Here is a 25401-nt window from a genome sequence, read left to right as displayed (position 1 = left end):
TTTATAATTTGCTATGCCAATAAAGTAGCAGCAGAGAAAACAAACATCTCACTACTAAATGTCGCCAGTTTACTCTTCCATTGAGACTCAGTCCGTTCAAAATTGCTGCACACAATAAAATACTCAGCCCGCCATAGAAAAAAATTGGGCTAATGGGTGCTAAGAACAAACAGCCGCCGCCAACTAAATTTATTAGCAGCAGTTTTAAAGAAAGTTGTTTTTTAGTTTTCATAATACTACTGGCGACAAGCATCAAGCTGCCGTAAAAATCAGTCACGATATAAAAAATTAAGGTCATGTTTTTTTCCTCCTTTTGGTATACTAAGTAAAACACAGGGGGTTAACCCCCTGACAAGGAGAAAATAAAAATGAATATTTCCCAGTTTGTAAAACAGCAAAAGACAACTGTTGACACCGTTAAACATTATCTAAAACTAGAGCTTTTAACGCCTCAAAAAAAGCAGAGCTGGTATGATTTCACAGAGCAAGAAGTCGCTGATTTTGAAAATATTCAAGCTCTAAAGAAATTGGGATTTTCCCTCGCTTTAATCAAAAAGCTGAAGGAAAGCCATGAAAAGTATTGTGGAACGTCCCAACAATGGCAGCAAAATCTGCGCATTATTGAAGAAGCTCTAGCACAAGTTGCCATTGAGAAAGCAGACCTGCAGTTAAGAGAAAATAATTTATTGCTGACAAAGGACCAGCTTTTAGAAAAATTGGCGGAATAATTTTATTTTGCCGGAATCAAGTTTACATAATATTTATATTGGAACTCTGACTAAGCTTCTTTTACGCTGAATAAGTAATGAGGCATCTTTAGCCCATAATAATCCTTTGAAAATCGCTCCCTCACCAGCATCCCATTGCGAATAGCTACATTCATCGAAGCTAAATTCGTATCACGAACGATTGAAACAACTTCATTGGTAAGGTGCTCAAAGGCGTATTCCTTACAAGCCCGGGCAGCTTCAATAGCATAGCCGTGTCCCCAAAAGTTTTTTTGCAAATGGTAGCCAATCTCCAAATAGTTTTTACCCGCCACCTGCTGTGAGGTTAACCCACACTCGCCGATAATTTCGCCGCTCGCTTTTAATTCCATCGCCCACAAACCAAATTGATTCTCTTGATAAGAAGTCAGATTCCATTGCAGCCAATTTTTCACCTCGGCTTCAGAAAAGCCATGCTCATAAGCGTACATCACCTCAGGATCAGCTAAGAACTTACTTAACTCAAGCTCTTCACCCGGCTGCCACTCTCGCAAACGCAGTCGCGGTGTTTCTAAAACATAATGCATCCCATCACACCCTTTTTAAATTTCTTTTAGTTTAGCACAAGAATTCTTTCAAAACACCAATGCAATTGATTTTTAAAGGTTAGCTGTAACGCTAAGAATCGACGGATTTATCTTCTTTAATCCCTTTAAAAGCGGTATAATATAGCCATACTTGAAAAAAACATGATTTTTTTTGAAAAAAGTTGCAATATAATTTGAAGGATTGGTGGGAAAATAAGATGATTGAATTAGTAAATGTTGCCAAGCATTACGGAGATAAAATTGCTTTAAAGGATTTAAATTTAAAAATTCGGGAAGGAGAAATTTTTGGCTTTCTCGGACATAACGGTGCCGGTAAATCGACAACGATTAAATGTTTAGTCAGCACGATTAATCCAACGAGCGGAGATATTTTTTTTGACAACCAAAAATTAGCGGACAATCGTCTGGCGATTAAAAAGACGATTGGCTATGTTCCTGATACACCGGATTTATTTTTGCAATTAACAGCCAATGAATATTGGAATTTAATTGCTGTGGCCTTTAGTTTATCTGAAGCTACAAAAAATCAGCAAATTGCGAAATACACTAAACTGTTTGATTTTGAGGATAAGGGTAATGAATTATTGGATAATTTTTCCCACGGGATGCGGCAAAAAGCCATTTTGATTGGTGCCCTACTCTCCGATCCAGATGTCTGGATTTTAGATGAACCGATGCAAGGCTTAGACCCGCAAGCGGCATTTGACTTAAAAGAATTGATGAAGGCCCATGCAGCCAAAGGAAAAACGGTTATTTTTTCGACCCACGTTTTAGATACTGCACAGCAATTGTGCGATGAATTGGCGATTTTAAAGCAAGGGGAATTAATCTATAACGGTTCAGTAGATGACCTCTTGGCTTCAGCAGGAGATGAGTCTTTGGAATCTGTTTACTTAAAAATGGCTGGGCGCCAATCAGAACAGCAAGCCAGCGCTGCGATTAGTTCAGAAAGTTCTGAGGCCTAGCCCATGAATAAAACTCAAGTATGGGAACTTTTCAAAATTAACCTGCTCTATGCTAATCCGCAGACAACCATGCAGCTTAGAAAGAAAAATCGCCAAGACAAGTCCTTGACCCGCAGTTTACTGAGTCAGTATGTTTTGATTGCGGTGATGTTTGCCTTTATGTATGGCTTGATTATGATGTCAGTGGATTATCCAAACTACCCCGGCTTTTTCACGTTTTATTGTTTGATGTTTGGTTTGATGTCTTTTTCTCAATCAATTTCAATTTTATTTAATGTCTTTTATGACAGCAAAGATTTAAAAGATTATCTGCCGTTGCCTTACACACAGGCCTCTGTCTTTATGGGGAAATTTTTAACGGTTGCCTTGACCGTTGCCCCTTTTCAGCTGCCGGTTTTTGTGCTATTTGGTTTCACTGCTTTTCGCAGCAGTGCTGCACCAATCATTAATTTTGTTATTGCGATTGTGTTGGGCTTGGCCTTCTTTTTCATTATTTTAGGCTTCAGTGCCCTTTTGGTTTCCGTATTGGTCCAATCAAAATGGTTTAATCGCCACAAAAGTGTTTTTACTACTTTGTTAATGGTGATTCCAACCATCGGGATGGTGGCAGGAATTTTATATGTCAATTCTCAGCAAACTTATGTCTATGAAGGCGTGCTGCCAGATCAGACACCGCTACCGCCATTTTTACCCTTTCACATGGCCATCGTGCATCCCTTTAGTTTAGGAGGAGTCCTGTCGATTATCGGCATTTTAGGGGTGACCGGCTTGATTTTTGTTTTGGCGATTAAATTTGTCGTGCCAAGAATGTACAATTATGCCAGCGGAGAATATACTCCGGTCCTTTCGGAAAAAGCCAGCAAGAAAAAAATTGCCTATCGCAGTTTAAATCGACAGCTGATGACCTACAACTTGTCACTGATTAAAAATCCAACTTTAATGCTGCAGGCTTTTAGCTCGATTGCGTTAATTCCTTTGATTATGCTGATCAATATGATGACTTCTGGTTTTAATTTAGTTGGGATAAGTGCTGATTTTTGGCCGATTGCCTTTGTAATTGGTGTCTTTTATTCCGCCTTTACAATTAATACGACCTCCATCGGCAGCATGATGATTTCTTTAGACGGCGATAATTTTGAATTTATCCGTTCGTTACCGATGAATTTTAGCGACTATTTAAAGGTGAAATTCCGTTTTGCGGTCATTGTGCAAATGATTTTAACGGGGCTTATGGTGTTGATTATCAGCCTGGTCATGCAGGCTAATCCACTCTTAATCATCGGCGTTCTGTTAGGGGATTTTTTAGGGACTTATTTATTAAGCTGCTATTATTTCTATCGAGATTATCGCCTTTTGACGACCAATTGGACCAGTGTTTCCCAATTATTTAATCGAGGTGCTGGTACTTGGGGGATGGTTTTCATTTATTTTGGCGTGTTGATTATCGGCGGACTTGTGACAGCAGCTCTGGGCTTTTGGCTCGTGCTAACCGGCCAAACTCTCTTGATTACTTTGATTACGCTGGTGATCTTTGCCATCATCACCTTTGCCGTTAATCGCCACTATCAAAAAGTTTTTTGGTCTCAGGATTTATTGAATTAGATGAACTTAGATGTAATAAATAAGGAGGAAAAATGATGAAGGAAAAAAATACTTTCCATGTCAATGGCTACTTGGCTTTAATCGTTTTAATTTTGGCAATTTTGGGTGGTCTCTATTTATTTTTTATGGGTGTCTCTGGAGATGATATTCGCGTTTTGCCGATGCTTTTAGGAACGGTGATTATTATCTTAGCTTTTCTTTTTCTCAGTTCTTTTACCATTGTCAGCCCGAATCAGGCCAAAGCAGTTTTGTTTTTTGGTCAGTATTTAGGTACGATCAAAGACAACGGACTATTTGTTATCACGCCCTTTACCAATAAAATCAACGTATCTTTAAAAGTTCGCAACTTTAACAGCTCACTGTTGAAGGTCAATGATTCAGAAGGCAATCCGATTGAAATTTCCGCCGTTGTTGTGTTTAAAGTAGTCGACACCGCTAAAGCTTTGTTTGATGTTGATTACTATCAAGATTTTGTCGAAATTCAAAGTGAGACAGCTATTCGCCACATTGCCACGCAATATCCTTATGACAGCTATGGAGACGGCGATATTACCTTAAGAGGCAATACAAATGAAGTATCTGCTGAATTGGCTAAGGAATTGCAAGACCGTTTGGCAGTAGCCGGCGTTGAAGTGATTGAAACTCGTTTGAACCACTTGGCCTATGCAACCGAGATTGCCAGCGCTATGTTGCAACGGCAACAGGCCAAAGCAATTTTATCTGCCCGCCAAACGATTGTTGAAGGGGCCGTTTCAATGACTCAAATGGCCTTGGAGCAAATCGAAGACGGCCAGGAAATTAATTTTACTGATGACCGCAAAGTCCAATTGATTAATAATCTTTTGGTTTCCATTATTACCGACAAAGGTACTCAGCCTGTGATAAACACTGGCGACGTCGAAAAATCTAAATAATATTTTTATAAAATAAACAGACTCTGAGAAGATTGCCGACTGGCTTTCTTTTTAGAGTCTGTTTTATTGATTAATTTGGCTATTGGCTAAAGTAGCTTTGCCATATGATATTCATCTTGATAACGACCATTCATAAAAATACTGTCTTTTTTGATACCTTCAATGACAAAATCTTTGCTTTGATATAGTTGGAGGCCCGCTTGATTTTCTGTCATAACAGTTAACTCTAAACGATGCAGCTGCTTTTGTTTCGCCCAAGTCTCCAATTCTGTAAAAAGCCGGCTGCCAATGCCCTGCCTACAATTAGCTTGCCGGATACCGATAACGATGTAAGCGGTGTGTTGGATTTTTTGCAAGGGTGTTACCTTAGCTGAAATATAACCAATCAGCTCCTCTGAATCCTGCCACACACCCAACAAAAATCCAGTTTCGTTGGCCGTTGTCAAAATATTTTCCAATGCCGCCAGATTTTCCTGCCGTTCATCTGGCAGATACAGCATGTAAGGGGTCTCTTGATCCAGCTGTTTAGACAGCTGGTAAAAAGCCGCAGCATCTTCTGCCTTAAGCAAACGATACTTAAGCATAAGGATATTCCCACTTGTTGTCGACAAAGTCTTGAATTGTTTGTAACACACCGTCTTCATTATTGCTAGGCACAACCTTTTGGGCGATTGCTTTAATCACCTCTTGCCCATTGGCCATCGCAAAACCATGCTCCACAAATTTCAGCATTTCTAAATCATTGCCGGCATCGCCGAAAGCTATCATTTCATTTGGTAAAATTTGATATTTTTCCCCTAATAATTTCAAGCCATGGGCCTTGTTAACCCCCGGTAAAATAATATCAATATCCTGATGCCCACTATTCACAGGAATCATTTCACCGGCTAATTTTTCATTTAAGACTTTCGTCAACTCCGCTGCGTGTTCCGGATTTTTAACAATATTCGCAAATTTTAAAAATCGGTCCGCTGGCAATGGCCAAAATTGCTGAACTTTTTCCATACGATAATAATATTCAGCGATGTAATCCACCAACTGTTGATTGTCAGTCGTGTAATAGGCTTTTTTGCGGCCGCATAGTAAAGTGGCCACTTGATACTCTGCCAAGATCTTTAAGGTTTTTTCAATCACCTCAGGAAGGATATTGCCAACAAAAAGTTCTTCTTCTCCGTCTAGCACTAAGCCGCCATTTTCAGCAACAAAGGGAATACTTTGCCAGTCGTCAAAAAAACTCCGTAGCTGGTAATACTGATTGCCGCTGGCGACGACAAATTTAACGCCATCAAAGGTCATTTGCTGACGCAGCTCCTTAAACCAATCACGGTTGTAAGTTTTATCTGAGTGTAAAAAAGTACCGTCCATGTCTACTGCAACTAATTTAATCATCTGCTCGCTCCTTTGTCTTCTTTCTCCTTCAATGAAACCATAGGTAAGCGCAAAAAACAACCTTCATATCCCCAGATGAAGGCTGCTTTTCATTTTATCTGATAACTTTTTAAAAACGGTAATCACGATAGAGGCAATCTTTGCCGCTCAGTTTTTGCGGAGGCATCTGCTTAATTGCTTGAGCCAATTTTTCAGGTAACGGCCGTAGAAAATCGATTTCCTCGAAGACCAGCATCGCTTCTGAGCTGCTGGTATTTAAAATCAAAAGGGCGTAATCTGTCTGATCTGCTCGTAAAACAATCATAAAATCTTGGTAATAACCAAAATACACTTCACCTTCTGCTAAAACCGCTTTTTCTTTGCGGCGCTTGCTCCAGTCTTGATAAATATTTTTTACTTTTTCATTCTCCCGTCCCCACGGGTAAAACTTGCGATTATCTGGATCTTTGCCGCCAGTCAGACCAGCCTCGTCCCCATAATAAATACAAGGGACGCCAGGCACACAAAACATAAAGGCGACGGCTTGCTCTAAGGCTTTGATATTTTGATCCAATAAAGAAAAAATCCGTTCGGTATCATGGGTACTCAAATGATTCAACCCATTAAAGAAATTGGCCCGCGGATAATTTTCCCGCAGACTCGTCAACTCCCACGCGACTCCTTCTGGTGTTTGCCGGTCAGTCACTAAGGCAACGATGGCATTTTTCAAAGGATAGTTCATTACTCCATGTAAACTATTCCCTAAAATATAATCCCTTCGTTGATTATAGGAAATTTTATTGGAGGCGTCCTCCCAGACTTCGCCAATTAAAATTTGGTCTTTATGATGATTTAACCGATTGCGAATGCCCCGCAGGAAAAAGTCAGGAAATTCATCGGCAACGTCAATTCGCCAACCGTCAACTCCATAGTTCGACCAATAATCAATCACACCGTCTTTGCCATAAATAAAATCTTGAAAGCCGGGATTTTGTTTATTAGTTTCTGGTAGATTTTTAAAACCCCACCAAGAACGATAATCTTCTGGAAAATGACCAAAATTAAACCACGGATAATAAGGACTTTGTCGTGATTGATAAGCACCGAGACTATCATAGCTGCCGTCGCCATTAAAGTAACGGCTATTGCGACCAACATGGTTAAAAACGCCATCTAAAATTACACGAATGCCTTCTTGATGAAGTTGTTCGACAAACTTTTTAAAGTCTTCATTATTGCCAAGAAAATCATCGATTTTGAAATAATCCCCCGTATCATACCGATGATTGCTGCCGGCTTCAAAAATTGGGTTTAAGTAAATCAAAGAAACCCCAAGCTTTTTTAGATAAGGCAGTTTGGCTAAAATACCAGCAAAATTACCGCCGTAAAAATCCCAGCGAACCACTTCGCCCTTTTCGTCCTTAATATAATAAGGCGCATCTGTTTTATTTAAGTAATACAAACTATCTGCCCGATTTGGCAGAGTATCCCGCACTTCATTGAACCGGTCTGGAAAAATTTGATAGGCAATCGCCTGACGGTACCACTCAGGCGCTTGATCAATTTCTGCCTCAAAGGAGGTCAGTTGAAATTCCCAGACTTCTTCTAAATTCCCTGTTAATTTTGGTGCTAAATTCTGATGATTTTTACCGACATAAGCCACAATGTCGCGTTCAGGCTGATGGACTTCAATTTTAAAATAATAGAAATACAAGCCAATTTCTTTGGCTAATTGAAAATCAATTGCATAAAAATTATCTTCTGTCGCCTTCATCAAACACTCTTCTTGAAAACTGTTTTCCTTACGAATCACTAAAAAAACTTTCGGATTTTCAGCAGTTACTTTTAAATTGAAGGTGACAGTCTGATTTACTGCCACCGCACCAAAAGGTTTTTTAAAAGTCTCCTGCCACGGATTGAATTGGACGTTGATTTCTGCCATTTTAACGACTTCCTTTAGGGTCTATTGCTTGGATATGCCAAATATCATCGGCATATTGTTTGATGGTATCATCCGCTGAAAAATGTCCAGCGTGGGCAATATTGATTAAGGACATTTGCTGCCACAGACGTTGATCGCCGTAATCTAAATCAAGGCGTTTTTGCGCTGCAACATAACTTTCAAAGTCACGTAAGACAAAATATTCATCATTGTAATCAACCAGTGTCTTATACAATTCGCCGCCTTCAATTCGGACATTAGGAATGGTGCCATCAATCAGCGTATCGACTACGCGGCGAATCATTTGATTATTTTGATAAAGTTCCCGCGAGTTATAGGTACCATTATGATAATATTCATACACTTCTTTTTCAGTTAAGCCAAAGATAAAGATATTATCATCGCCGACTTCATCACGAATTTCGACATTGGCGCCGTCTAATGTCGCCATGGTTAAAGCGCCGTTTAGCATGAACTTCATATTACTCGTGCCGGAAGCTTCTTTGGAGGCTAGTGAAATTTGTTCGCTGACATCGGCTGCTGGAATAATACTCTGAGCTTTAGTCACATTATAATCTTCAATAAAAATAACCTTCAGTTTTTGATTTACATCTGGATCATTATTGATTAAGCGGGCGGCTTCGTTAATGCACTTGATATTCATTTTGGCAAATTGATAACTTGGTGCTGCCTTTCCGGCAAACATAAAGACTCTTGGATGCATCTCTAATTCAGGATTTTCTTTTAAATCCAAATACAATTTCATGATATGCAATAAATTCAGCAATTGGCGTTTGTAGCCGTGGAATCGTTTAATATGAACATCGAAAATTGCTTCTGGGTTTAATTCAATCCCTTGTTTTTCAAAAATCCATTGGGCCAAATGTTTTTTATTTGTCAACTTAGCAGCTGCTAAATCATTAAGCACTTGGTCATCTTCAATAAAGTCTTCTAGTTGGCGCAACTGATGAATATCATCCCGCCAGCCACTGCCAATGGCTTGATCTAAAACTTTACCTAAGGCTGGATTAGAGAGATGCAGCCAACGGCGAACATCAATCCCATTGGTTTTATTATTGAATTTTTCTGGATATAGCGTGTAAAAATCATGCAGTACAACATTTTTTAATAATTCAGAATGCAGTTTTGCTACGCCATTGACACTGTGACTACCGATGATAGCCAAATTCGCCATCCGCACCCGCTCATGTGCAATAATACGAGTATTTTCAATCAAATAATGGGGATGCTTGCCGGTCATTTCTTCGACAAAACGCCGGTCAATCTCTTCAATAATTTGATAAATCCGTGGCACAACTTGTTGAACCATGCCAATCGGCCAAGTTTCTAAAGCCTCCTGCATGATGGTGTGATTTGTATAGCTCATAACCTTAGTTGTCACATGCCAGGCTGTATCCCAGCTGAGATCCTCTTCATCAATTAAAATTCGCATTAATTCTGCGACGGCCATCGCCGGATGGGTGTCATTGATATGCACTGCAATTTGATGATGCAAAGCTTCCATTGGAATATGATTTTTCTTTTGGAAATTGATAATGCTTTGCAGTCCAGCAGAGACAAAAAAGTATTCTTGCGCTAAACGAACTAACCGACCGTATTCATTGGAATCATCTGGATACAAAACTGAGGTCAAGTCTTCAAATTGACGTTTTTCCTGCAATGAATCATAACGCCATTCCTCTGAAGCCGGAATTTCCACTGACCATAGTCGCATATTGTTAACCGTATTATTGTGGTAACCAATCATACCGGTGTCATAGGGAACCGCCCGTAAAATTTGCGCACTTTCATAGACCGGTTTAAAGTTGCCGTTTGGTAGCGGCACAAGATAGACATTCCCACCAAGGCGGACATTTTCTGCCCGGGATTCCTTGCGAACTTCCCAGACATTGGGATTTTTCAACCAATCATCAGGAATTTCAACTTGATAGCCGTCGACAATCCGTTGTTTAAACAGACCATAGGAATAGCGAATACCATTACCGTGACCAGGAAAACTGCCGGCAGCTAAGGATTCCATAAAACAAGATGCCAAGCGGCCAAGACCGCCATTACCTAAGGCCATATCCTTTTCAACATTGGCTAATTTTTCAATGTCGATGCCCATCTCAGCCAAGGCAGAAGTGACCGTATCTAAGAGGCCTAATTTCAGCAAATTATTTTTTAACATTTTCCCCGGTAAAAACTCGATGGAAAAATAGTATGCCTGCTTGACGTGGTGACCTGCATAAACTTTGTTAGTTTCGACAACATTTGCGTTGTAATAACTCGTGATAATCCGGCCTAAGGTATTTAATAATTCTGCATCCCCGGCTTCTGAAATATCCAAAGCATAATATTCTCTTAGTTTCTGAATGAATAGTTCTTCAAAATTTTCTTTCGTTATCTTCACAAAATTCACGACCTTTTTATTAAACTAACTCCTAAAACAGCTTTTGATAAACTTTTTGATACTCACTACTGCGAGCGGTCCAGCTAAAATCAGTGGTCATCCCCTGAGCCATCATTTTTTGCCAAATTTTCGGTTCTTCCACAAAGACCTTTAAGGCTTTTTTGATAGTTTCCATAAAGATATAGCTATCAAAATCGACAAAGCCAAAGCCGGTTCCCGTTTTCGTCAGCGGATTGTAAGGAATCACAGTATCCTTTAAGCCGCCAATTTCATGGACGAGGGGCAGTGTGCCGTAGCGCATGGAAATCATTTGAGACAAGCCACAGGGCTCAAAGGCTGAAGGCATCAAGAATAAATCGACACCAGCATAAATTTTCTGAGCTAAATCTAAGTCAAAATCAATAATGCCCCGATGTTTTTTCGGATAGGCCCCGTTAAAGTAACGGAAGGCCTCTTCAAAAGAATATTCACCGGTTCCTAACACTACCACCTGCACATCAAACTGCAATAGATTATTCATCTCATTGACTAAAAGCTGAAAGCCCTTTTGATGGGTTAAGCGACTGACAGCGCCAATTAAAAGAACGTCTTTTTTTACTGGCAAGCCTAATTCCTTTTGCAATTGTGCTTTATTCTCTGCCTTGCCAGCTGGTTTTTGGCTGTCAAAGTTTTGATAAATATGCGGATCTGTTGCCGGATCAAAGACATCGTAATCAATCCCGTTTAAGATACCCGTCAAATGCCAGCTTTCTTGATTTAAAATCGCCTCTAAATGTTCACCGAATTCCGGCGTTTTTATTTCTTCAGCATAGGTTGGACTCACGGTGACAATCTGATTGGCATAAATTAAGCCGGCCTTCATAAAATTGACACAGTCATTAAAGCGAATCGTGCCGTCATAATATTTTTCCAAGCCCATGCCGAACAAATCAGCTAAAATTTGCGGCGCATAAATTCCTTGGAACTGTAAATTATGAATGGATAAGACCGTTTTAATATCAGCGTAAGCATTAATCCACCGATATTTTTCCTTTAATAGGAAAGGAATCATCGCCGTATGGTAATCATTGACATGCAGCACATCAGGAATAAATTCAATCCGCTCTAGGACTTCAATCACGGCCATTTGGAAAAAGGCAAAGCGTTCGCCATCATCAAAGTATCCGTAAATGCCATCTCTGCCAAAATAATACTGATTATCGATGAAATAATAATTCAGACCATCTTTTTTCAAAGACTTGACGCCGCAATATTGCTCCCGCCAACCAACTTCGACGATGAAATTAAATTCATCCTGTAAATCAGCTTTGAATTTTGGGGCCATGATTTTCTCATAAAAAGGAAGAATCACAGCGACTTCTTCCCCTTTTTTTGCTATTTCCTTAGGGAGTGCCCCCATGACATCCCCTAATCCCCCTGTTTTAAAAAATGGTGCGCATTCTGCTGCCGCATAGACAATTTTCATGCTGTTATCACTCGACCTTCTACATTCTTAGTGATATGGGAGCCCTTACTGATTACCACAGGCTCATTTAACGTGCCGGTAATTTTCACATCGTCATCAATCACTACGTTCTTATCTATAATAGCATATTGAATCTGAACATTCTCGCCGATTTTTGTGCCTCCCATAATAATTGAATTTCTGACAATCGAACCCAAGTCAACTTTGACTAGTCGAGAGATAATTGAATTTTGGACAGTGCCGCGAATCACACAGCCGGCACCAAAATGACTTTTCTTGACATTTGAATCTTGGCAGTAATAAGTCGGTGCCTCATTTTTCAATTTGGTGTAGACTTTATTTTCACCAAATAGTAAATTGTGCATTTTAGGATAGCTCAGCATATCCATATTACTTTGGAAGTAAGACTGGATATCAAAAATATTGCTGATATAGCCATTAAACTCATAGCCAACGGTTTTTTCGCCGCCTAATAACGAGCTGTAAATTAATTCCTGTAATGTCAGATTTTCTTGTCCTTCAACCGCCAACTCTAAGCGTTTGATTAACCATTTGGTATCGACAACAAAATCATTTAAGCACAAACTCGTGTAAGTATCCTGCGGTTCGGCTGACTCGCAGGTAACTCCAGTGATTACACCAAACTCATCTAATTCCAAAAGGTTGCAGTATTGGGATAATTTATCTTCTAAAACATTTTTATAGATGGCCGTAATCACAGCGCCTTCTTGATGATGAAAAGCGACCACCGGATTTAAATCAACGTTGGCGATAATATCAGTTCCCATCACAAAGGTGACGACAGATTTTGATTTCTTTAAATAATCAATCAGATTTTCATAATAAATATTGTCTTTGTATAAATCCTGCGGGTCCGTTACATAAGTAAAGTAACGTTTACGAATCCCATCAAAGCCCCACTCACGACCACTACCAAGATGGTCTGAGACTGATTGGAAAGAGCGTTGACTTAAGGTGAAATAAACGGTATTGCAATCCGCATTCATCGCATTAGAAAGAGGAAAGTCAATAATTCGATATTTACAATCAAAGGTTAAGGTAGACAGGTCTCGGCGCTCGGTTAGTTCAGAAACTTTTTCTTTATTATCAATATTTGAGATGATACCGCAGTTTCTATTATTCATATTACTCTCCTCCTATTACTTCGCCGTGACCAACTAACTGAATGCCTTCGCTACCATCGATTGTCACACCATCATTGATAACGGAATTTTCACCAGCAATCGTCCGATACAAGCGAGCATTTTTGCCAACTTTAGCTCCTGGCATCAGGACGCTCTCAATAATTTCTGAGCCTTCGCCTACTTGCACATCCGTCGATAGCACACTTCGATGGACTTTACCGGCAACATAGCAGCCATCCACCACAATTGATTCATTTATCTCAGCTGTTTCATCAATAAATTCCGGTGGTGCCATGGTATTTTTCGTATAAATCCGCCAAGAACGATCGTGAATATTTAATTCATTGTCCAAATTTAAAAAATCCATATTGGCTTGCCATAAAGAATCCACTGTGCCGACATCTTTCCAATAGCCGGAAAAACGATAAGCGACAACATTTTTTTGGTCGTTAATATATCTTGGAATGACATTTGAACCAAAGTCTGACATATCCACGCCAGTTTCTTGGCTGTCCACCAATAGTTTTCTTAAAGACTGCCAGTTAAAAATATAAATACCCATTGAAGCCAAATTACTTTTTGGATTGGAAGGCTTTTCTTCGAATTCGACAATCTGATCGTTCTCATCGGTATTCATAATCCCAAAGCGCGACGCTTCATCTAAAGGAACCTCAATCACCGCAATCGTTAAATCAGCATTGTTTTCTTTATGAGTTTCCAGCATGTGATCGTAATTCATTTTATAAATATGGTCACCGGATAAGACCAATAAATATTCAGGATCTTCGTGATCGATAAAGGCGATATTCTGTAAAATCGCATCTGCGGTTCCCTCAAACCATTTGCCGCCAGCAGAAGATGAGAATGGTTGTAAAATAGTTACACCGGAATCGATACCGCTTAAGCCCCAATTTACACCGCTGCCTACATGGAAATTAAGTTCGCGGGGTTCGTATTGGGTGACAACGCCGACATCATTAATGGAAGAGTTGGCACAGTTGCTTAAAGTAAAGTCGATAATTCGATACCGTCCGCCAAAGGGCACTGCCGGTTTGGCGACAGATTCTGTTAATTTTTCTAAGCGGGTGCCCTTGCCCCCCGCTAAAATCATTGCTAGCATTTCTTTTTTCATCACGATTCCCCCTACTATTGTAGCCATTACTTATTTTTTGCTGCGGACATTGACACTTTTTGGTTTGATAATCAAAGTTCCTAAGGCAGGAACTGTTGTTTGAATTAGATGAGGTAGTTGATTAAACTGAAGATCCTGTGATTTTTTATCAGTATTGTGGGCCGTCCAAGTTCCGCCCCATTGAACCATCTCGGTATTGAAGACTTCTTGATAGACGCCTGGATAAGGTACGCCAATATGAAAATCCTGGCGCTCAACTGGTGTCAAATTCATCACGATAATTAAAAAATCACTTTTGGTTTTACCTTTACGCATAAAGCTCAAGACGGTATCACTCGTGTTATTGGCGTCGATAATTTCAATCGTTTCCCAAGAATCGTCGTGAATCCACAGTGATTTTTCTTCGGAATACATGCGATTTAAATGCTGAGTAAAGTTTTGCATTTTTTTATTTAAATCATCCTTTAAATCGACCCATTCCAGACTCTCATCATACTTCCACTCTAAGAATTGCCCCCACTCACTGCCCATAAACAATAATTGTTTGCCGGGATGAGTCGCCCAATAGGTGAACATCGTTCTAAGCTGAGCAAATTGCCGATAACGATCGCCCCACATCTTATGCATCAGACTCTTTTTGCCGTGAACCACTTCGTCATGGGAAAAAGGCAAAATAAAATTCTCATCCATCATATACATGAAAGAAAAGGTTAATAAATTTAAATTATCTTTGCGGTAAATTGGATCCATTTCGAAAAATTTCAAGACGTCGTTCATCCAGCCAAGATTCCATTTGTAATCAAAGCCCAGTGAACCGCTTTCTACCATACCGGTAATCTTTGTGTCAGATGAACTTTCTTCCGCCACCATGATGACATCTGGATGAGCCAGTTTAACCACTGAATTTAATTTTTGTAGGAAGTAAAAGCCTTCAAAATTGCGATTGCCGCCTTCATGATTTGGCGACCAAGGTCCCATATCGTAATCCCGATAAATCATGTTGGAAACGGCATCGACTCGAATGCCGTCAATGTGGAACATCTCAATCCAATATAAAATATTTGAAATTAAAAAGCTTTGGACCTCTGGCTTGCCTAAATCAAAATTCAGCGAGCCCCAGCCGCGATTTTCCGCTCGGTCGATGTCGCTGTATTCAAATTGTGGTGTGCCGTCGTAGTAAGCCAATGCGTCGTCGTTGCGGGAAAAATGTCCCGGCACCCAATCGACAAAAACGCCAATATTATTAATATGACAAGTTTCTACAAAAGTTTGAAATTCTTCTGGAGTTCCGTAGTAGGAGCTTAAAGCAAAATAGCCCGTCAGTTGATAGCCCCAAGATGCGCCAAGTGGATGTTCCATCAAAGGCATAAATTCAATATGGGTGAAACCCATTTCTTTAACGTAAGGAATTAATTCATTGGTTAAATCGGAAAATGTAAAAAGTCGGCCATCAGGATGACGGCGCCAAGAACTTGCGTGAACTTCGTATATGTTAAGAGGTCGTTTAAAGTGGTTGCTGCGTTTGCGGCGGCCTAGCCATAATCCATCCTGCCATTTTTTTTCTGGAATCGTGTGAAGGACAGCCGCATTGCCAGGTCGTTCTTCAAACTGAATCGCATAGGGATCAAATTTAAATACCTCTGATCCATCTGCCCGTTGAATTATGTACTTGTATAATTGTTCTTCTTTGGGGATGTCCGTAAAAATCTCCCAAATCCCACTGTTGCTGTCAAAGGTTAAAGGTAAACTTTTATCCCAATCATTAAAGTCACCCGCTAACCAAACCTGTTGAGCATGGGGTGCCCAAACCCGAAAGGTATAACCCTCAATTTCGTCATTTTTTGAGGGCCTTGCACCGAGTAGATGCTGACTGTAAAAATTTTCACCGGTATTGAAAGTGCGTTTAAATTCGGCAATCTGTTTTCTCATTTTTTTCAATTTCGCCCCTCGCCTCCTCACTAAATTTTCATTTTCTCCGTATATTAAAGATAACATATATTTCACAAAAGAGAAAAGGAAAATTATGTTTTTTTTGTAAACAAGCTAAATTAATCTTGTTTTTTAAATTAAAAAAATTTTCGACCAAATTTAAAAAGAAACATTTTTAAATGTGAACAAAGCTTTCGTTTTCATTTTCACAAAAAAACTTGCTTTCTTTCTGAAAACAGTCATAAAAACTCATTTTAATCTAATCTTCTTTCATTTTATTCTAACGCAATCACTGAATTCTGGGAAGCCTTCTCGATAAGATTTCAAATGTTATTTTTTGATTTGTGGTCTAAACAAAAAAAACACATAAACTTTACCTTCTTAATTTTCTTAAGGAAACTCCTAAAAAAACGATGGATAATAAAGTCGATGTGTTTAATTTTTTAAATTAAAGATAGCGGCTGATTAATTCAATTAACTGCATTGGGAGTGTTTGCAAATCAGAAATATCTAAAAAGCGCTGTTCCCCGTAAATATTTTTGATGATTTCTTTGTCTTGGCCGATTGCGGCGGCTAAGAAAATAATCCCTTGCCGTTCGTAATCGTTTAAGACCTGTTGAATATCAGCCTGGGCCTTTTGACCAGAATAATCCGGTAATGCTTTTGGCTGACCGTCACTGATATTAATTAAAAGCTTAGTCGTAGCGGTTTGCTGAACTAACTTATCGGCAATCAAGCGCAAAACGACGCCATCACGATTATTTTGCCGAGGTGTCATCGTCATTAGTTTGCCGTCGACAAATTGAAAACTATCTGCAAACTCCTTATAAGAATAAACCGAAGTTTTTTCCCGCATATTTTTATCAGCAGTGTCGCCATAAATTAAAAGGGGAATGTTAACTTCTTTCGCAAATTCGTTGACAGCCAGAGCAGCAGCTCGTGCTGATTCTAAACGCTGATCACGAATCATTGAACCGGATTCGTCAATTCTTAAAGCAAGCGCTAAAGAAGGCCCTTCAGTTGGTGGATTTTGGCGATCAAAATTTTTAAAATCGCCATAGGCAACTCGACTCGCATTAAAGCGACTGCCTTCATATTTACCAGTTTGATAATTTGCCGGCTGCTCTTTTTCAAGAATCGCTAACATCTGGCGGCTTAATTGGTCAACTGTTTTTAACAAGGGTTGCTTTGCAGTCTGAGCGGCCTTTAATAATTCAGCATCCATTGTTGGCCTATGGATTATTAGACCACTTTTATTATGAATTGTCTGCTTCAAGAATTCTCTGGCAGCTTTATTCAACTCCTTTTTTTCAGTCGACTGGGCTTCGTTAAAGGTGGTGAGTGCCCCTTCTCCAAGACCAGCTTCCGTTTTTTCAGTAAACTCGCCGCTTTCTGAATGTTCAAGACTGGCTTGCCTTTCAAGCTCGTCTGTAGCTAGCTCTTCATTGGTTCGACTTGAAGGTTCTGCAATATTAGTTTTGGGCGTTTCCTCCTGCTTTTGCACTTCTTCAGTCTCTGCTGTCTTTTCTTCAACTGTTGACAGTTCATCTGCTGGTGCCACTAAATTGGCAGTTAGACTGTCCTCAAAAATATTGCGCTCTTTGGCATCCGTTTGAGAAATTTTACGGCCAGCCTTTTGTCGAGGCTGCTGGTTGATAATTCCCCGCAGCTCAAATAGGAGCTGGCTTTCTGCTAAGGCATCTTCTAAAATTTTGAGTTCATTTTCATCGGTGGTTAGCTTATATAAAACCTTTTGATAAATGGTTGCAAATAAATCTTCTTGATTTTTATACGTATTGATCCAATAAAAATACGAACGCATGCCAGCGACACCCTTGATGGCATTGTTTTTTGCTGTCAAATCCAATAGCCGAACAATTTCTGCCATTTTTTCTAGCAGCTCTTCTTGATTGATGCCGCTTTTGGCGATACCCCGTTCCACCATTACCGATAGAGGCGGTAAATCCATTTTTTCGGCATGCTGCATGCGATCCCGCAAGGATTCATTCAACGGGCGATTGCCCTGATAATTGCGATTGGTGGTAATCACAATCACACAATCCGGATGCCGCTGCACCATTCCGGTGGGCAGATTCAACATGCCATCGGATTCTAAAGCCGAATTTAATGCCACTAAAACAGAGGCATCACGAATCACAGTTGGTTCTTGGATTTCCAGAAGATAGCCTTTCTCGATGGCCCGGACAATTTCTGATGGATAATATTTATATTGAACAGAACTGGTATCACCAGCTTCAATCCGATTAATAAAGGCAACTAATTTTTGTTTGGCATTGAAGGCGTCAATGGAATAATGACGGCCGATTAACTCGAGCACTGTTTCAAGGCTTTCAGTCTGGTAAATACTTTCCAATAATTCTTGATCTTCCTCCCGATCACTCTCAACAATCGGCAACAGAGCACCAAAGACATCTGATTTATCCATGTCGGCAAAGCAAGTGATTTTAGTATAAGGCAGCTGCAAATCAGCCGAGAGGGCTTTGGCCAGCTGGGTCTTCCCCGAGCCAGCGTCCCCTTCTAATAAAATATTGCTGATTTTTAATTCTGTATCTAACCAGTTTTCTTTGATTTCACCGGCAATCCGAATTTCTTCCTGGCTGGTTTGATGACTTTGAGGCTTGCGCCAAATCATCTGCTGTTCTATTTTTGTAAATGGTCTTCCATTGGTGATAACGAAATCCCTCATGCTGCTTCCTCCAAATCTACTGCGGGTGTGATAACGAAATTTTTTTTGATAGCTAAATGGTTGAAAAATTAATAGTGAGATGCTTACTGCAACAAAATTATACTAATAGCCAGCTTCATCTAATAGACGCTTTAATGTCCTCAGCCGTTCACCAATTAATTCGCCATCTTTTTGTAAGGTATCATGAAATAATAAAATATCTTCATCAATTTTCGGATTGTCCATCGCTATTTCTACTGTCATCCGGTTGCCTTGTAGGCCGATGATTTCCACCACCGGATTGGTGACATCATAAAATTTTTCAAAACGATAGGCATCCTGAAAATATTTAGTCGTTTCAACAACCAAAATTGCCAAATCTAAAATCCGCGTAATTGGTAGTTCCTCTGATTGGCGGGACCATTTTTCACCGGTATAGCGCCAAACTTTGCCAGAAATTTCGACTTTGCCCCGGTCATTCCACTGGGCCAAGCCTAGCGAGAGCCCTTTAGCATCTGTTTCCCAGGCAAAATGTCCGTCGATTTTATCATAATCTTCCACCACTATAACGGGTTTATGTTTAAGTGTAGTTGGTATTTTCAAAATAATTCCTCCTTTAGTAATTTAGTAAATTACTAATTTACTAAATTATACGGAGACTGCTTTTGAAAAGCAATGAATATGGATTGCTGTGAATATTGCTCTTGGAGTAAATTGTCTTTCTGTGGAAAAGTAAATTCTTTCACTAATAATCTTACGGTTTGCGTAGTTAAAATGCCTTGTCTCGTTGGCGCAATTTTTACGTTAGTCCTTAACCTAAAAATTTATTTAAACAAATTTTCTTTTTTATATCCTAGAATTATTTCTTCAGCACTTTACAACCGAACGCAAAAGTTGATAATTTTTTCAAAGAGACTCTCGACAATAAATGGCCAAAACCCAGTTATTTTCTTTGGTTCATCGCTGTTTTAAACAGCTGTTAGATTAGCTTCTTTCGTTTTGTTTAATCGCCAAATATTCCCCTTGCAGCAATCTTTGATAACATTTACACAAACTGTTTTCTCCTATATAATTAAAGGAGAAGATAATAAGGAGTGATGATCATGACTGCCAATAAAAATCTCAAAGCCTCCTATGACAATTATGAGCCACAACTAGACAGCGTTGATCGTAACCCAGTTTCCTACAGCAATGCCATCCCTTCAGGCAAACAGCGAAAAGAAAGTGCCAATAGCGGATTTAAGAAAATTGGCATCGCCCTCTTGCATACTATCGTCTTTTTTATTCTTGTCTATCTCGTTAGTTTGATTTTACCCGACAAAATCGTTAATAACTTGACGTTTCTAGCTGTTACTTTAAGCTTAGGCGGTTTGTTATTTCTGTGGCGCTCCAGTCGTGAATAATTCTCAGCATATTTAAAAGCCCTGTTAGAAAAACGACCTGCAAAAGTCTAATTCAAGACTCTCTCTACAGGTCACTTCATAAATAGTGGGGCTTTTTTTATTGTGCTTAAAAATTTTTTAAAGAATAAACTTGTTTGTGCAAAACAACTGCGCCAATACTTCTGTCAATCTTTTAAAGCTATCCCCTTACTAAAAATTTCCTTCTACACATACAATTGCCTTCAATCAGCTAGATTGTACTCCTTTGTGGCAAGTTTGGTCCATTTGGTAACCGCCAGCACTAAACCCAAACCAATTACGAGAAAAACCAACCATAAAAGCTTGATTTGTCCTCTTTGCAAAAATAGTTCAAAGAGCCTTCCACCTAGTAAATTTCCTAAAGTTCCACCAATCCCCCAGCCAAAGGAAACAAAACCTAAATATGTGGCCAAGCGCTGGCTAGGGGCAATCGTTGCCGTCAGATCATCAATGATGGGAATGATACACATGACACCTAAAGAAAAGCAAAAGGTAAAAAGTACCAGCAGCAGTAGCTTTTCTCCCAAAGTCAACCAGAAAAAAGCAGTTGCTAAAATAAAACTTGCGACAATAAAAATCCTTTGCAAGCTTAAAAATTTTTGCAACCATCCCAATAGGATCATTTGTAAAATCAAAGCTAAGGCACCATCCAAACTGTAAACCATACTGATTAAATTATCGTTACTAAAAAAGTTATTGATATAAAGCGGAATCGTCAAGGAAAATTGACTATACAAAAACCAAAAGCCGCTGGTTATACTTGTTAGCGCAATTAATTGTCGATCTCGAAAAACAGTTGCTAAATCCAGTTTTCTTTTTCTCGTAGCAATCGGGCGATTTTTTTGCGGAAATGTTTGCTGGCTAAGTAAAAAAGCAAACAGCAGATGAGTAATGGTTGTTATCAAAAAAATCCATTGATAATTTCTTTTAAAGAAAGCTGATAAGAGTGGCCCTAAAAATTGTGCCAAATTTCCCACCATCGCCTTGCCGGTAAAGGCCATCAGACGGTTTTTGTTTGCAAAGAGAACAACAGCAGCATTTAAGGTCGGATCTTTGAGGGCGCCGCCAAGTCCAACAAGAATTGAGCTAAATAAAATTAAAGGCAGATTCGTTGCCTTCAAATACGAAAAATAGCCGATGGCCCGTAAAAGTAACCCGCTAACCAAGATTGTTTTCGTGCCAATTCGGTCGCCAAGCAGTCCCCCAAAAAAAGTAAAACCCCGTTGACTAATTAAAGAGACTGTCAAAACTAAGCCAATTTGACTGGCGCTTAGTCCGATATTTTGACTGAGATAAAGAGTCCAAAAAGCGCTCAGCATAAATGCACTGATATTCGTGATAAAGATACCAATATAAGTAGTGGAAAGCGAAGTGAAGGCAATATTTTTAAAATTCCCCATAGATAATCCTCCTTTTTTTGCTATTATAAAGGCAATAGTAGGTTTATTATTATGGAGTATTTTCATTATGGTATGCCAAGGAGGAAAAACGATGGATTTTACAGACCTAGAAATTTTGACGATGATTGCCCGCACTAAAAATTTGAGTCAGGCAGCTGAGGCTTTACATTTAACCCAGCCAACAGTTTCAAAACGAGTGAAAAATATCGAGGCAGAAGTCGGTTTTGTCCTTTTTAAAAGAAAAAATAATGGCGTAACGCCGACTGCTGCTGGAAAAGTTTTGCTAGACCAAGCGGCTATCTCATTGGAGCAAATGAGGCGTAGTCTTGATTTAGCCCGCAATATTGCTCGGGAAAAAGTCTTAAAAGTTGCTGCTCCCACTGCCGTTGCCGAAATTATTTTCCCAAAATTAATCGCTTTTTTCAATCAAGAAAAAATTGCTTATGAGTTTCATCATTTTCACTCAGCTGAAATCGAAAAGCTTTTACTAGCTGGTGCAATTGATATCGGATTAAAAGAAAATCCCTTTGACAATCATCAGCTAAAGCAAAGAACGGTTGTCGATAGTCCAATTATCCTGGTAAAAAAAAGAAAATCAGCCGCCCATAACTGCGCTTGCTGATTTCACTGACTTTAATAATCATTTATTGCTGCTATACCCTTGGGGAACAGATTTTTCTATGCTTATTGAAAAATTACTACAGGCGCCTGTTGCTCAAAACCAAATGCGCAGGATTGCTCCGTTAGCTGTTGTGAAAGAGCTTTTGCAAGTTAGTGGTGCTGCAGTCTTTTTACCACGACTTTTTGTCGAAAAAGAACTTCAACAACAGGAATTAATCGAAGTCCCAACAAAGCTGGCGCAATCTTGGCACTATTCTGTCAATATCGCTTATAACCACTCCCAGGTAACCGCCGATTTAGCGGAAGGAATCATTGAGATTCTTCAATAGTATTCAGCAGAGAGAGTAAACCAAATCAAAAAATTTTCACAGAATTTTAAACTAAGGTTTTCCATTGATTAACAGTTTTTCGTTTTGTCGCAATTCATAAAACTCAATTTTTCGATCCAAACGTTGAAGGGTGCTCCCCAACTCTTGATATTTTTGCTGAAGACCTTCTCGTTCAGCTTGTAAAATTTGTTGCCGCTGCCTTTCCGTGTCTGACCCTTCAAGAAATAGAGTGGTGTACTGGATTAGCGCTTCGATGGATAGGCCAGCAGAGCGCATGCATTTGATAAACTTAATCCATTCAATATCTGGTAGCGAATAATTTCTAACGCTGCCATTTTTTCTTTCAATTGGCGGAATCAAGCCAACTTTTTCATAATACCTTAAAGTAACAGCGGATAATTCAGTTTCTTTTGCAGCTTGGGAAATATTCATTTGACTCCTCCTTTCATCAGGTGAACGCTACTGTCACTTGACCGAGTTCGCTAAGTTGCGTTGAAAATGCAGAATCCTCCACTCGACCAACTGGTGTATAAGCATATGATGTTTGAAAACTTTCGTAGAAAATGACCAGACAATCTTCGCCATAAAGCATAATATCACCGGCATTAATTTGAGAAACATGTTGGGGAATCGTCGGCAAATTCGTTTCAAAATAATAATATTTTTCATTGCTATGTAAATCCTGCATCGTTATTTCTAGCGGCAGCAATTCTTTAATAGCTGTCACGGTGGCATTGTCGAAAAATTCTACATTGTAGGTTTGATTTTGAATTGTCAGTTGTTGGAGTGAACTTGGACTCGTTACAGAAGTAGACTCAGTTTCTTGTGGGATTGAAGTATCACCTGTCACTGAATTTGCTGATGAACTAGCCGCTGTCTGAGATGACGATACGGTCGAAACAGTTTCAGTGTTTTCTGTGCTTTCTTCAAAGGACTGACAGGCAGTTAAACTCAGCCCGAATAATGCAGATAAACTATAGAATAGAACTTTTCTCATCTCCAAACCGCCTTCATTTAATCTTCAAGGATTGTTTTGACAATCTTTGCGGGACTCCCCGCCACGATAACATTGTCCGGAACATCTTTGGTGACCGTTGCATCGGCGGCTACAATTGAATTTTCGCCAATCGTTATTCCCGGTAAAACGGTGGCATTTGCCCCAATCCAAACATTTTTTTTAAGTAGAATCGGCGCAACTTTGACACCTCGGCGCTTTTTAGGGTCAGTCAAATGATTAACCGTAATCAAGCGGGCCCCGGGGCCAATCAAAACCTGATCTTCTACTGTAATGCCGCCTAAATCAACAAAGGTCACATTTAGATTAATAAAAATATTTTTCCCAAATTGGATGTGTCTGCCAAAATCTGAGTAAAATGGCAGTTGGACTTCCACCGATTCTTCAATTGGTTTGCCGGTAATTGTTTCCAAAGCCTTATGAATTTCGGCTTTGCTGTGAAAGCCAGTATTCAAGTCAGCTATGCGTCGTTCATTCTGTGCTTTTAGCACATGAATGTCTTTAAAAATTTCTGAGCCTGCTAAAATTTCTTTACCCTGAAGTTTTTCTAATATATTAGCTGATGTCATAAGTAGTTGCTCCTTCGATAACTTTGTTGTATCTAGCATAACTTGTTATAATAGCCTTGACTAATATTTATATTGAATACTTAGATATGTCTTTAAGCTATAGGAGGCACGCAAAATGGAATTACGTGTTTTAAACTATTTTTTAACAGTGGCCCAAGAAAAAACCATCAGCAAAGCTGCTGAGGTGCTGCACCTTTCTCAGCCCACCCTGTCTAAACAATTAAAAGAACTGGAAAATGAATTAGGTGTGCAATTATTTATTCGTGGCAATCGGGAAATTTCTTTGACCGAAGATGGCTATTATCTCGTCAATCGTGGTCGGGAAATTCTCAGCTTAGTGGCCACCACTACGGAAAATTTAGAAAGAAAACAGGCCGTCGGTGGAGAAATTACTATTGGAGCCGGGGAAACGGAAGGAATGAAAATCATCGGAAACTATTTACAGGTTTTACTCTCAGAGAATCCTGCAATTAAAATTAATCTTTTCAGTGGCAATGCCGATGATTTATTAGAAAAAATCGATCGAGGATTGTTGGATTTTGGAATAGTCGTCGATCCGGTGGAAAAGCAAAAATATGAATATCTTAGTCTGCCCCATCAGGATCAATGGGGCGTGCTAATTAATAACCATCATCCTTTGGCAAACCAAAAACACATTACACCAGCAGACTTGCAGGCTGTGCCTTTACTAATTTCTAATCAAAGTTTTGTCGACAACCAACTAGCCAGTTGGCTTGGGGGGAACTTAGCCCACTATCAGATTTTGGGTACTTACAATCTTTTGTACAATGCTTCTTTATTAGTTAAAGACGGATTGGCCGCTGCTCTTTGCTTAGACGGCATTATCAACACAACGGGGACAAATTTAAGCTTTTTACCCTGTGAGCCACCCTTGACTGTTTCAGTTAGTTTAATCTGGAAAAAAAATCAGGTTTTCTCCAATGCTGCGAAGGCCTTCTTGACGATTCTCAAAGAAGGCTAATAAAAAAAATTATCAAATCAGCGGAATGCCCTCTTGTTTTGTCAAAATGATTTTCGAAAAGCACCACAAAAAACCTCAGAAAAACTAGATTTCATTTTGTATCCTTCACTCTTAATGCCAATTTTACAGCGGGATTAAGACTTGCGGGATTCAAAAGAAAATTCTAGTAGCTCCTGAGGTCAATTTTT

At 39.4% G+C, this 25401-nt stretch carries 24 protein-coding genes; 8 read left to right on the top strand and 16 right to left on the bottom strand.

Features of this window, described 5'->3' with window-relative positions:
• Position 1: 1 nt before the first annotated feature.
• On the bottom strand, positions 2-298 hold the full coding sequence (locus AC1Z3S_RS05690) for a hypothetical protein (protein ID WP_461739550.1): 297 nt from the start codon (positions 296-298) through the stop codon (positions 2-4).
• Positions 299-368: 70 nt separating this feature from the next.
• Here AC1Z3S_RS05690 and AC1Z3S_RS05685 point away from each other — a divergent pair, with 70 nt between their 5' ends.
• The gene (locus tag AC1Z3S_RS05685; protein ID WP_461739549.1) at positions 369-728 is read left to right on the top strand and encodes a MerR family transcriptional regulator; all 360 of its coding nucleotides are present in this window, start codon (positions 369-371) and stop codon (positions 726-728) included.
• A gap of 50 nt (positions 729-778) precedes the next feature.
• On the opposite strand, the gene AC1Z3S_RS05680 is transcribed toward AC1Z3S_RS05685, so the two are convergent.
• Complete coding sequence (locus tag AC1Z3S_RS05680) at positions 779-1294, bottom strand: GNAT family N-acetyltransferase (protein ID WP_461739548.1); 516 nt, start codon at positions 1292-1294, stop codon at positions 779-781.
• A 218-nt stretch (positions 1295-1512) separates the two neighbouring features.
• On the opposite strand from AC1Z3S_RS05680, the gene AC1Z3S_RS05675 reads away from it, so the two are divergent.
• The 3 genes from AC1Z3S_RS05675 to AC1Z3S_RS05665 are packed head-to-tail and all read left to right on the top strand — an operon-like array spanning position 1513 to position 4796.
• Positions 1513-2280: an ABC transporter ATP-binding protein gene (locus AC1Z3S_RS05675; RefSeq protein WP_461739547.1), complete on the top strand. Its 768-nt coding sequence runs from the start codon at positions 1513-1515 to the stop codon at positions 2278-2280.
• Positions 2281-2283: 3 nt separating this feature from the next.
• Entirely contained in the window at positions 2284-3882 is a 1599-nt protein-coding gene (locus AC1Z3S_RS05670; RefSeq protein ID WP_461739546.1) for a hypothetical protein, read from the top strand.
• Positions 3883-3917: 35 nt separating this feature from the next.
• Entirely contained in the window at positions 3918-4796 is an 879-nt protein-coding gene (locus AC1Z3S_RS05665) for an SPFH domain-containing protein (protein WP_265457500.1), read from the top strand.
• A gap of 86 nt (positions 4797-4882) precedes the next feature.
• Here AC1Z3S_RS05665 and AC1Z3S_RS05660 read toward each other — a convergent pair whose 3' ends face one another.
• The 10 genes from AC1Z3S_RS05660 to AC1Z3S_RS05615 all read right to left on the bottom strand — a co-directional run bounded on the left by AC1Z3S_RS05660 (position 4883) and on the right by AC1Z3S_RS05615 (position 19479).
• Complete coding sequence (locus AC1Z3S_RS05660; protein ID WP_461739545.1) at positions 4883-5380, bottom strand: GNAT family N-acetyltransferase; 498 nt, start codon at positions 5378-5380, stop codon at positions 4883-4885.
• Positions 5373-6185 (bottom strand): Cof-type HAD-IIB family hydrolase, encoded by an 813-nt coding sequence (locus AC1Z3S_RS05655; RefSeq protein WP_461739544.1) that lies wholly within the window; start codon positions 6183-6185, stop codon positions 5373-5375. The genes AC1Z3S_RS05660 and AC1Z3S_RS05655 overlap by 8 nt, the downstream gene beginning before the upstream one ends.
• Before the next feature lie 109 nt (positions 6186-6294).
• Positions 6295-8106, bottom strand: coding sequence for a glycoside hydrolase family 13 protein (locus AC1Z3S_RS05650; protein ID WP_461739543.1), 1812 nt, complete (start codon positions 8104-8106; stop codon positions 6295-6297).
• 1 nt (position 8107) lies between these two features.
• Entirely contained in the window at positions 8108-10519 is a 2412-nt protein-coding gene (locus tag AC1Z3S_RS05645) for a glycogen/starch/alpha-glucan phosphorylase (protein WP_461739542.1), read from the bottom strand.
• Positions 10520-10550: 31 nt separating this feature from the next.
• Entirely contained in the window at positions 10551-11984 is a 1434-nt protein-coding gene (gene glgA / locus AC1Z3S_RS05640; protein ID WP_461739541.1) for a glycogen synthase GlgA, read from the bottom strand.
• A complete protein-coding gene (gene glgD, locus AC1Z3S_RS05635; RefSeq protein WP_461739540.1) occupies positions 11981-13129 on the bottom strand; it encodes a glucose-1-phosphate adenylyltransferase subunit GlgD in 1149 nt (382 codons plus the stop codon). Before glgD ends, glgA begins: the two co-directional genes overlap by 4 nt.
• Before the next feature lies 1 nt (position 13130).
• Positions 13131-14261 carry a glucose-1-phosphate adenylyltransferase gene (locus AC1Z3S_RS05630; protein ID WP_461739539.1) on the bottom strand — a complete coding sequence of 377 codons (1131 nt, stop codon included), beginning with the start codon at positions 14259-14261 and terminating at the stop codon, positions 13131-13133.
• Between the two features lie 30 nt (positions 14262-14291).
• The gene (gene glgB / locus AC1Z3S_RS05625) at positions 14292-16190 is read right to left on the bottom strand and encodes a 1,4-alpha-glucan branching protein GlgB (protein ID WP_461739970.1); all 1899 of its coding nucleotides are present in this window, start codon (positions 16188-16190) and stop codon (positions 14292-14294) included.
• Positions 16191-16638: 448 nt separating this feature from the next.
• On the bottom strand, positions 16639-18897 hold the full coding sequence (locus AC1Z3S_RS05620) for an AAA family ATPase (RefSeq protein WP_461739538.1): 2259 nt from the start codon (positions 18895-18897) through the stop codon (positions 16639-16641).
• 102 nt (positions 18898-18999) lie between these two features.
• Entirely contained in the window at positions 19000-19479 is a 480-nt protein-coding gene (locus tag AC1Z3S_RS05615) for a DUF6530 family protein (protein WP_265457511.1), read from the bottom strand.
• 500 nt (positions 19480-19979) lie between these two features.
• Between AC1Z3S_RS05615 and AC1Z3S_RS05610 the strand changes: the two genes are divergently transcribed.
• Complete coding sequence (locus tag AC1Z3S_RS05610) at positions 19980-20279, top strand: hypothetical protein (protein ID WP_461739537.1); 300 nt, start codon at positions 19980-19982, stop codon at positions 20277-20279.
• A gap of 221 nt (positions 20280-20500) precedes the next feature.
• Here the strand turns inward: AC1Z3S_RS05610 and AC1Z3S_RS05605 are convergent, their stop codons facing one another.
• Positions 20501-21697, bottom strand: a complete 1197-nt coding sequence (locus tag AC1Z3S_RS05605; RefSeq protein ID WP_461739536.1) for an MFS transporter — start codon at positions 21695-21697, stop codon at positions 20501-20503.
• 91 nt (positions 21698-21788) lie between these two features.
• On the opposite strand from AC1Z3S_RS05605, the gene AC1Z3S_RS05600 reads away from it, so the two are divergent.
• Complete coding sequence (locus AC1Z3S_RS05600; protein WP_461739535.1) at positions 21789-22319, top strand: LysR family transcriptional regulator; 531 nt, start codon at positions 21789-21791, stop codon at positions 22317-22319.
• Positions 22320-22377: 58 nt separating this feature from the next.
• The gene (locus AC1Z3S_RS05595; RefSeq protein WP_461739534.1) at positions 22378-22647 is read left to right on the top strand and encodes a hypothetical protein; all 270 of its coding nucleotides are present in this window, start codon (positions 22378-22380) and stop codon (positions 22645-22647) included.
• A gap of 51 nt (positions 22648-22698) precedes the next feature.
• Here the strand turns inward: AC1Z3S_RS05595 and AC1Z3S_RS05590 are convergent, their stop codons facing one another.
• From AC1Z3S_RS05590 to AC1Z3S_RS05580, 3 genes are read right to left on the bottom strand one after another with little or no spacing between them, the layout of a single operon-like run.
• Positions 22699-23079 (bottom strand): MerR family transcriptional regulator, encoded by a 381-nt coding sequence (locus AC1Z3S_RS05590; RefSeq protein WP_461739533.1) that lies wholly within the window; start codon positions 23077-23079, stop codon positions 22699-22701.
• Between the two features lie 16 nt (positions 23080-23095).
• Positions 23096-23644 (bottom strand): cyclophilin-like fold protein, encoded by a 549-nt coding sequence (locus tag AC1Z3S_RS05585; protein WP_461739532.1) that lies wholly within the window; start codon positions 23642-23644, stop codon positions 23096-23098.
• Positions 23645-23661: 17 nt separating this feature from the next.
• Positions 23662-24231: a DapH/DapD/GlmU-related protein gene (locus AC1Z3S_RS05580; RefSeq protein ID WP_461739531.1), complete on the bottom strand. Its 570-nt coding sequence runs from the start codon at positions 24229-24231 to the stop codon at positions 23662-23664.
• Between the two features lie 115 nt (positions 24232-24346).
• Here AC1Z3S_RS05580 and AC1Z3S_RS05575 point away from each other — a divergent pair, with 115 nt between their 5' ends.
• Positions 24347-25213, top strand: a complete 867-nt coding sequence (locus AC1Z3S_RS05575; RefSeq protein ID WP_461739530.1) for a LysR family transcriptional regulator — start codon at positions 24347-24349, stop codon at positions 25211-25213.
• The last annotated feature ends 188 nt before the right edge of the window (positions 25214-25401 follow it).

Source organism: Enterococcus sp. LJL90 (assembly GCF_056924355.1).
This window is presented reverse-complemented; position numbering and strand designations above follow the sequence as displayed.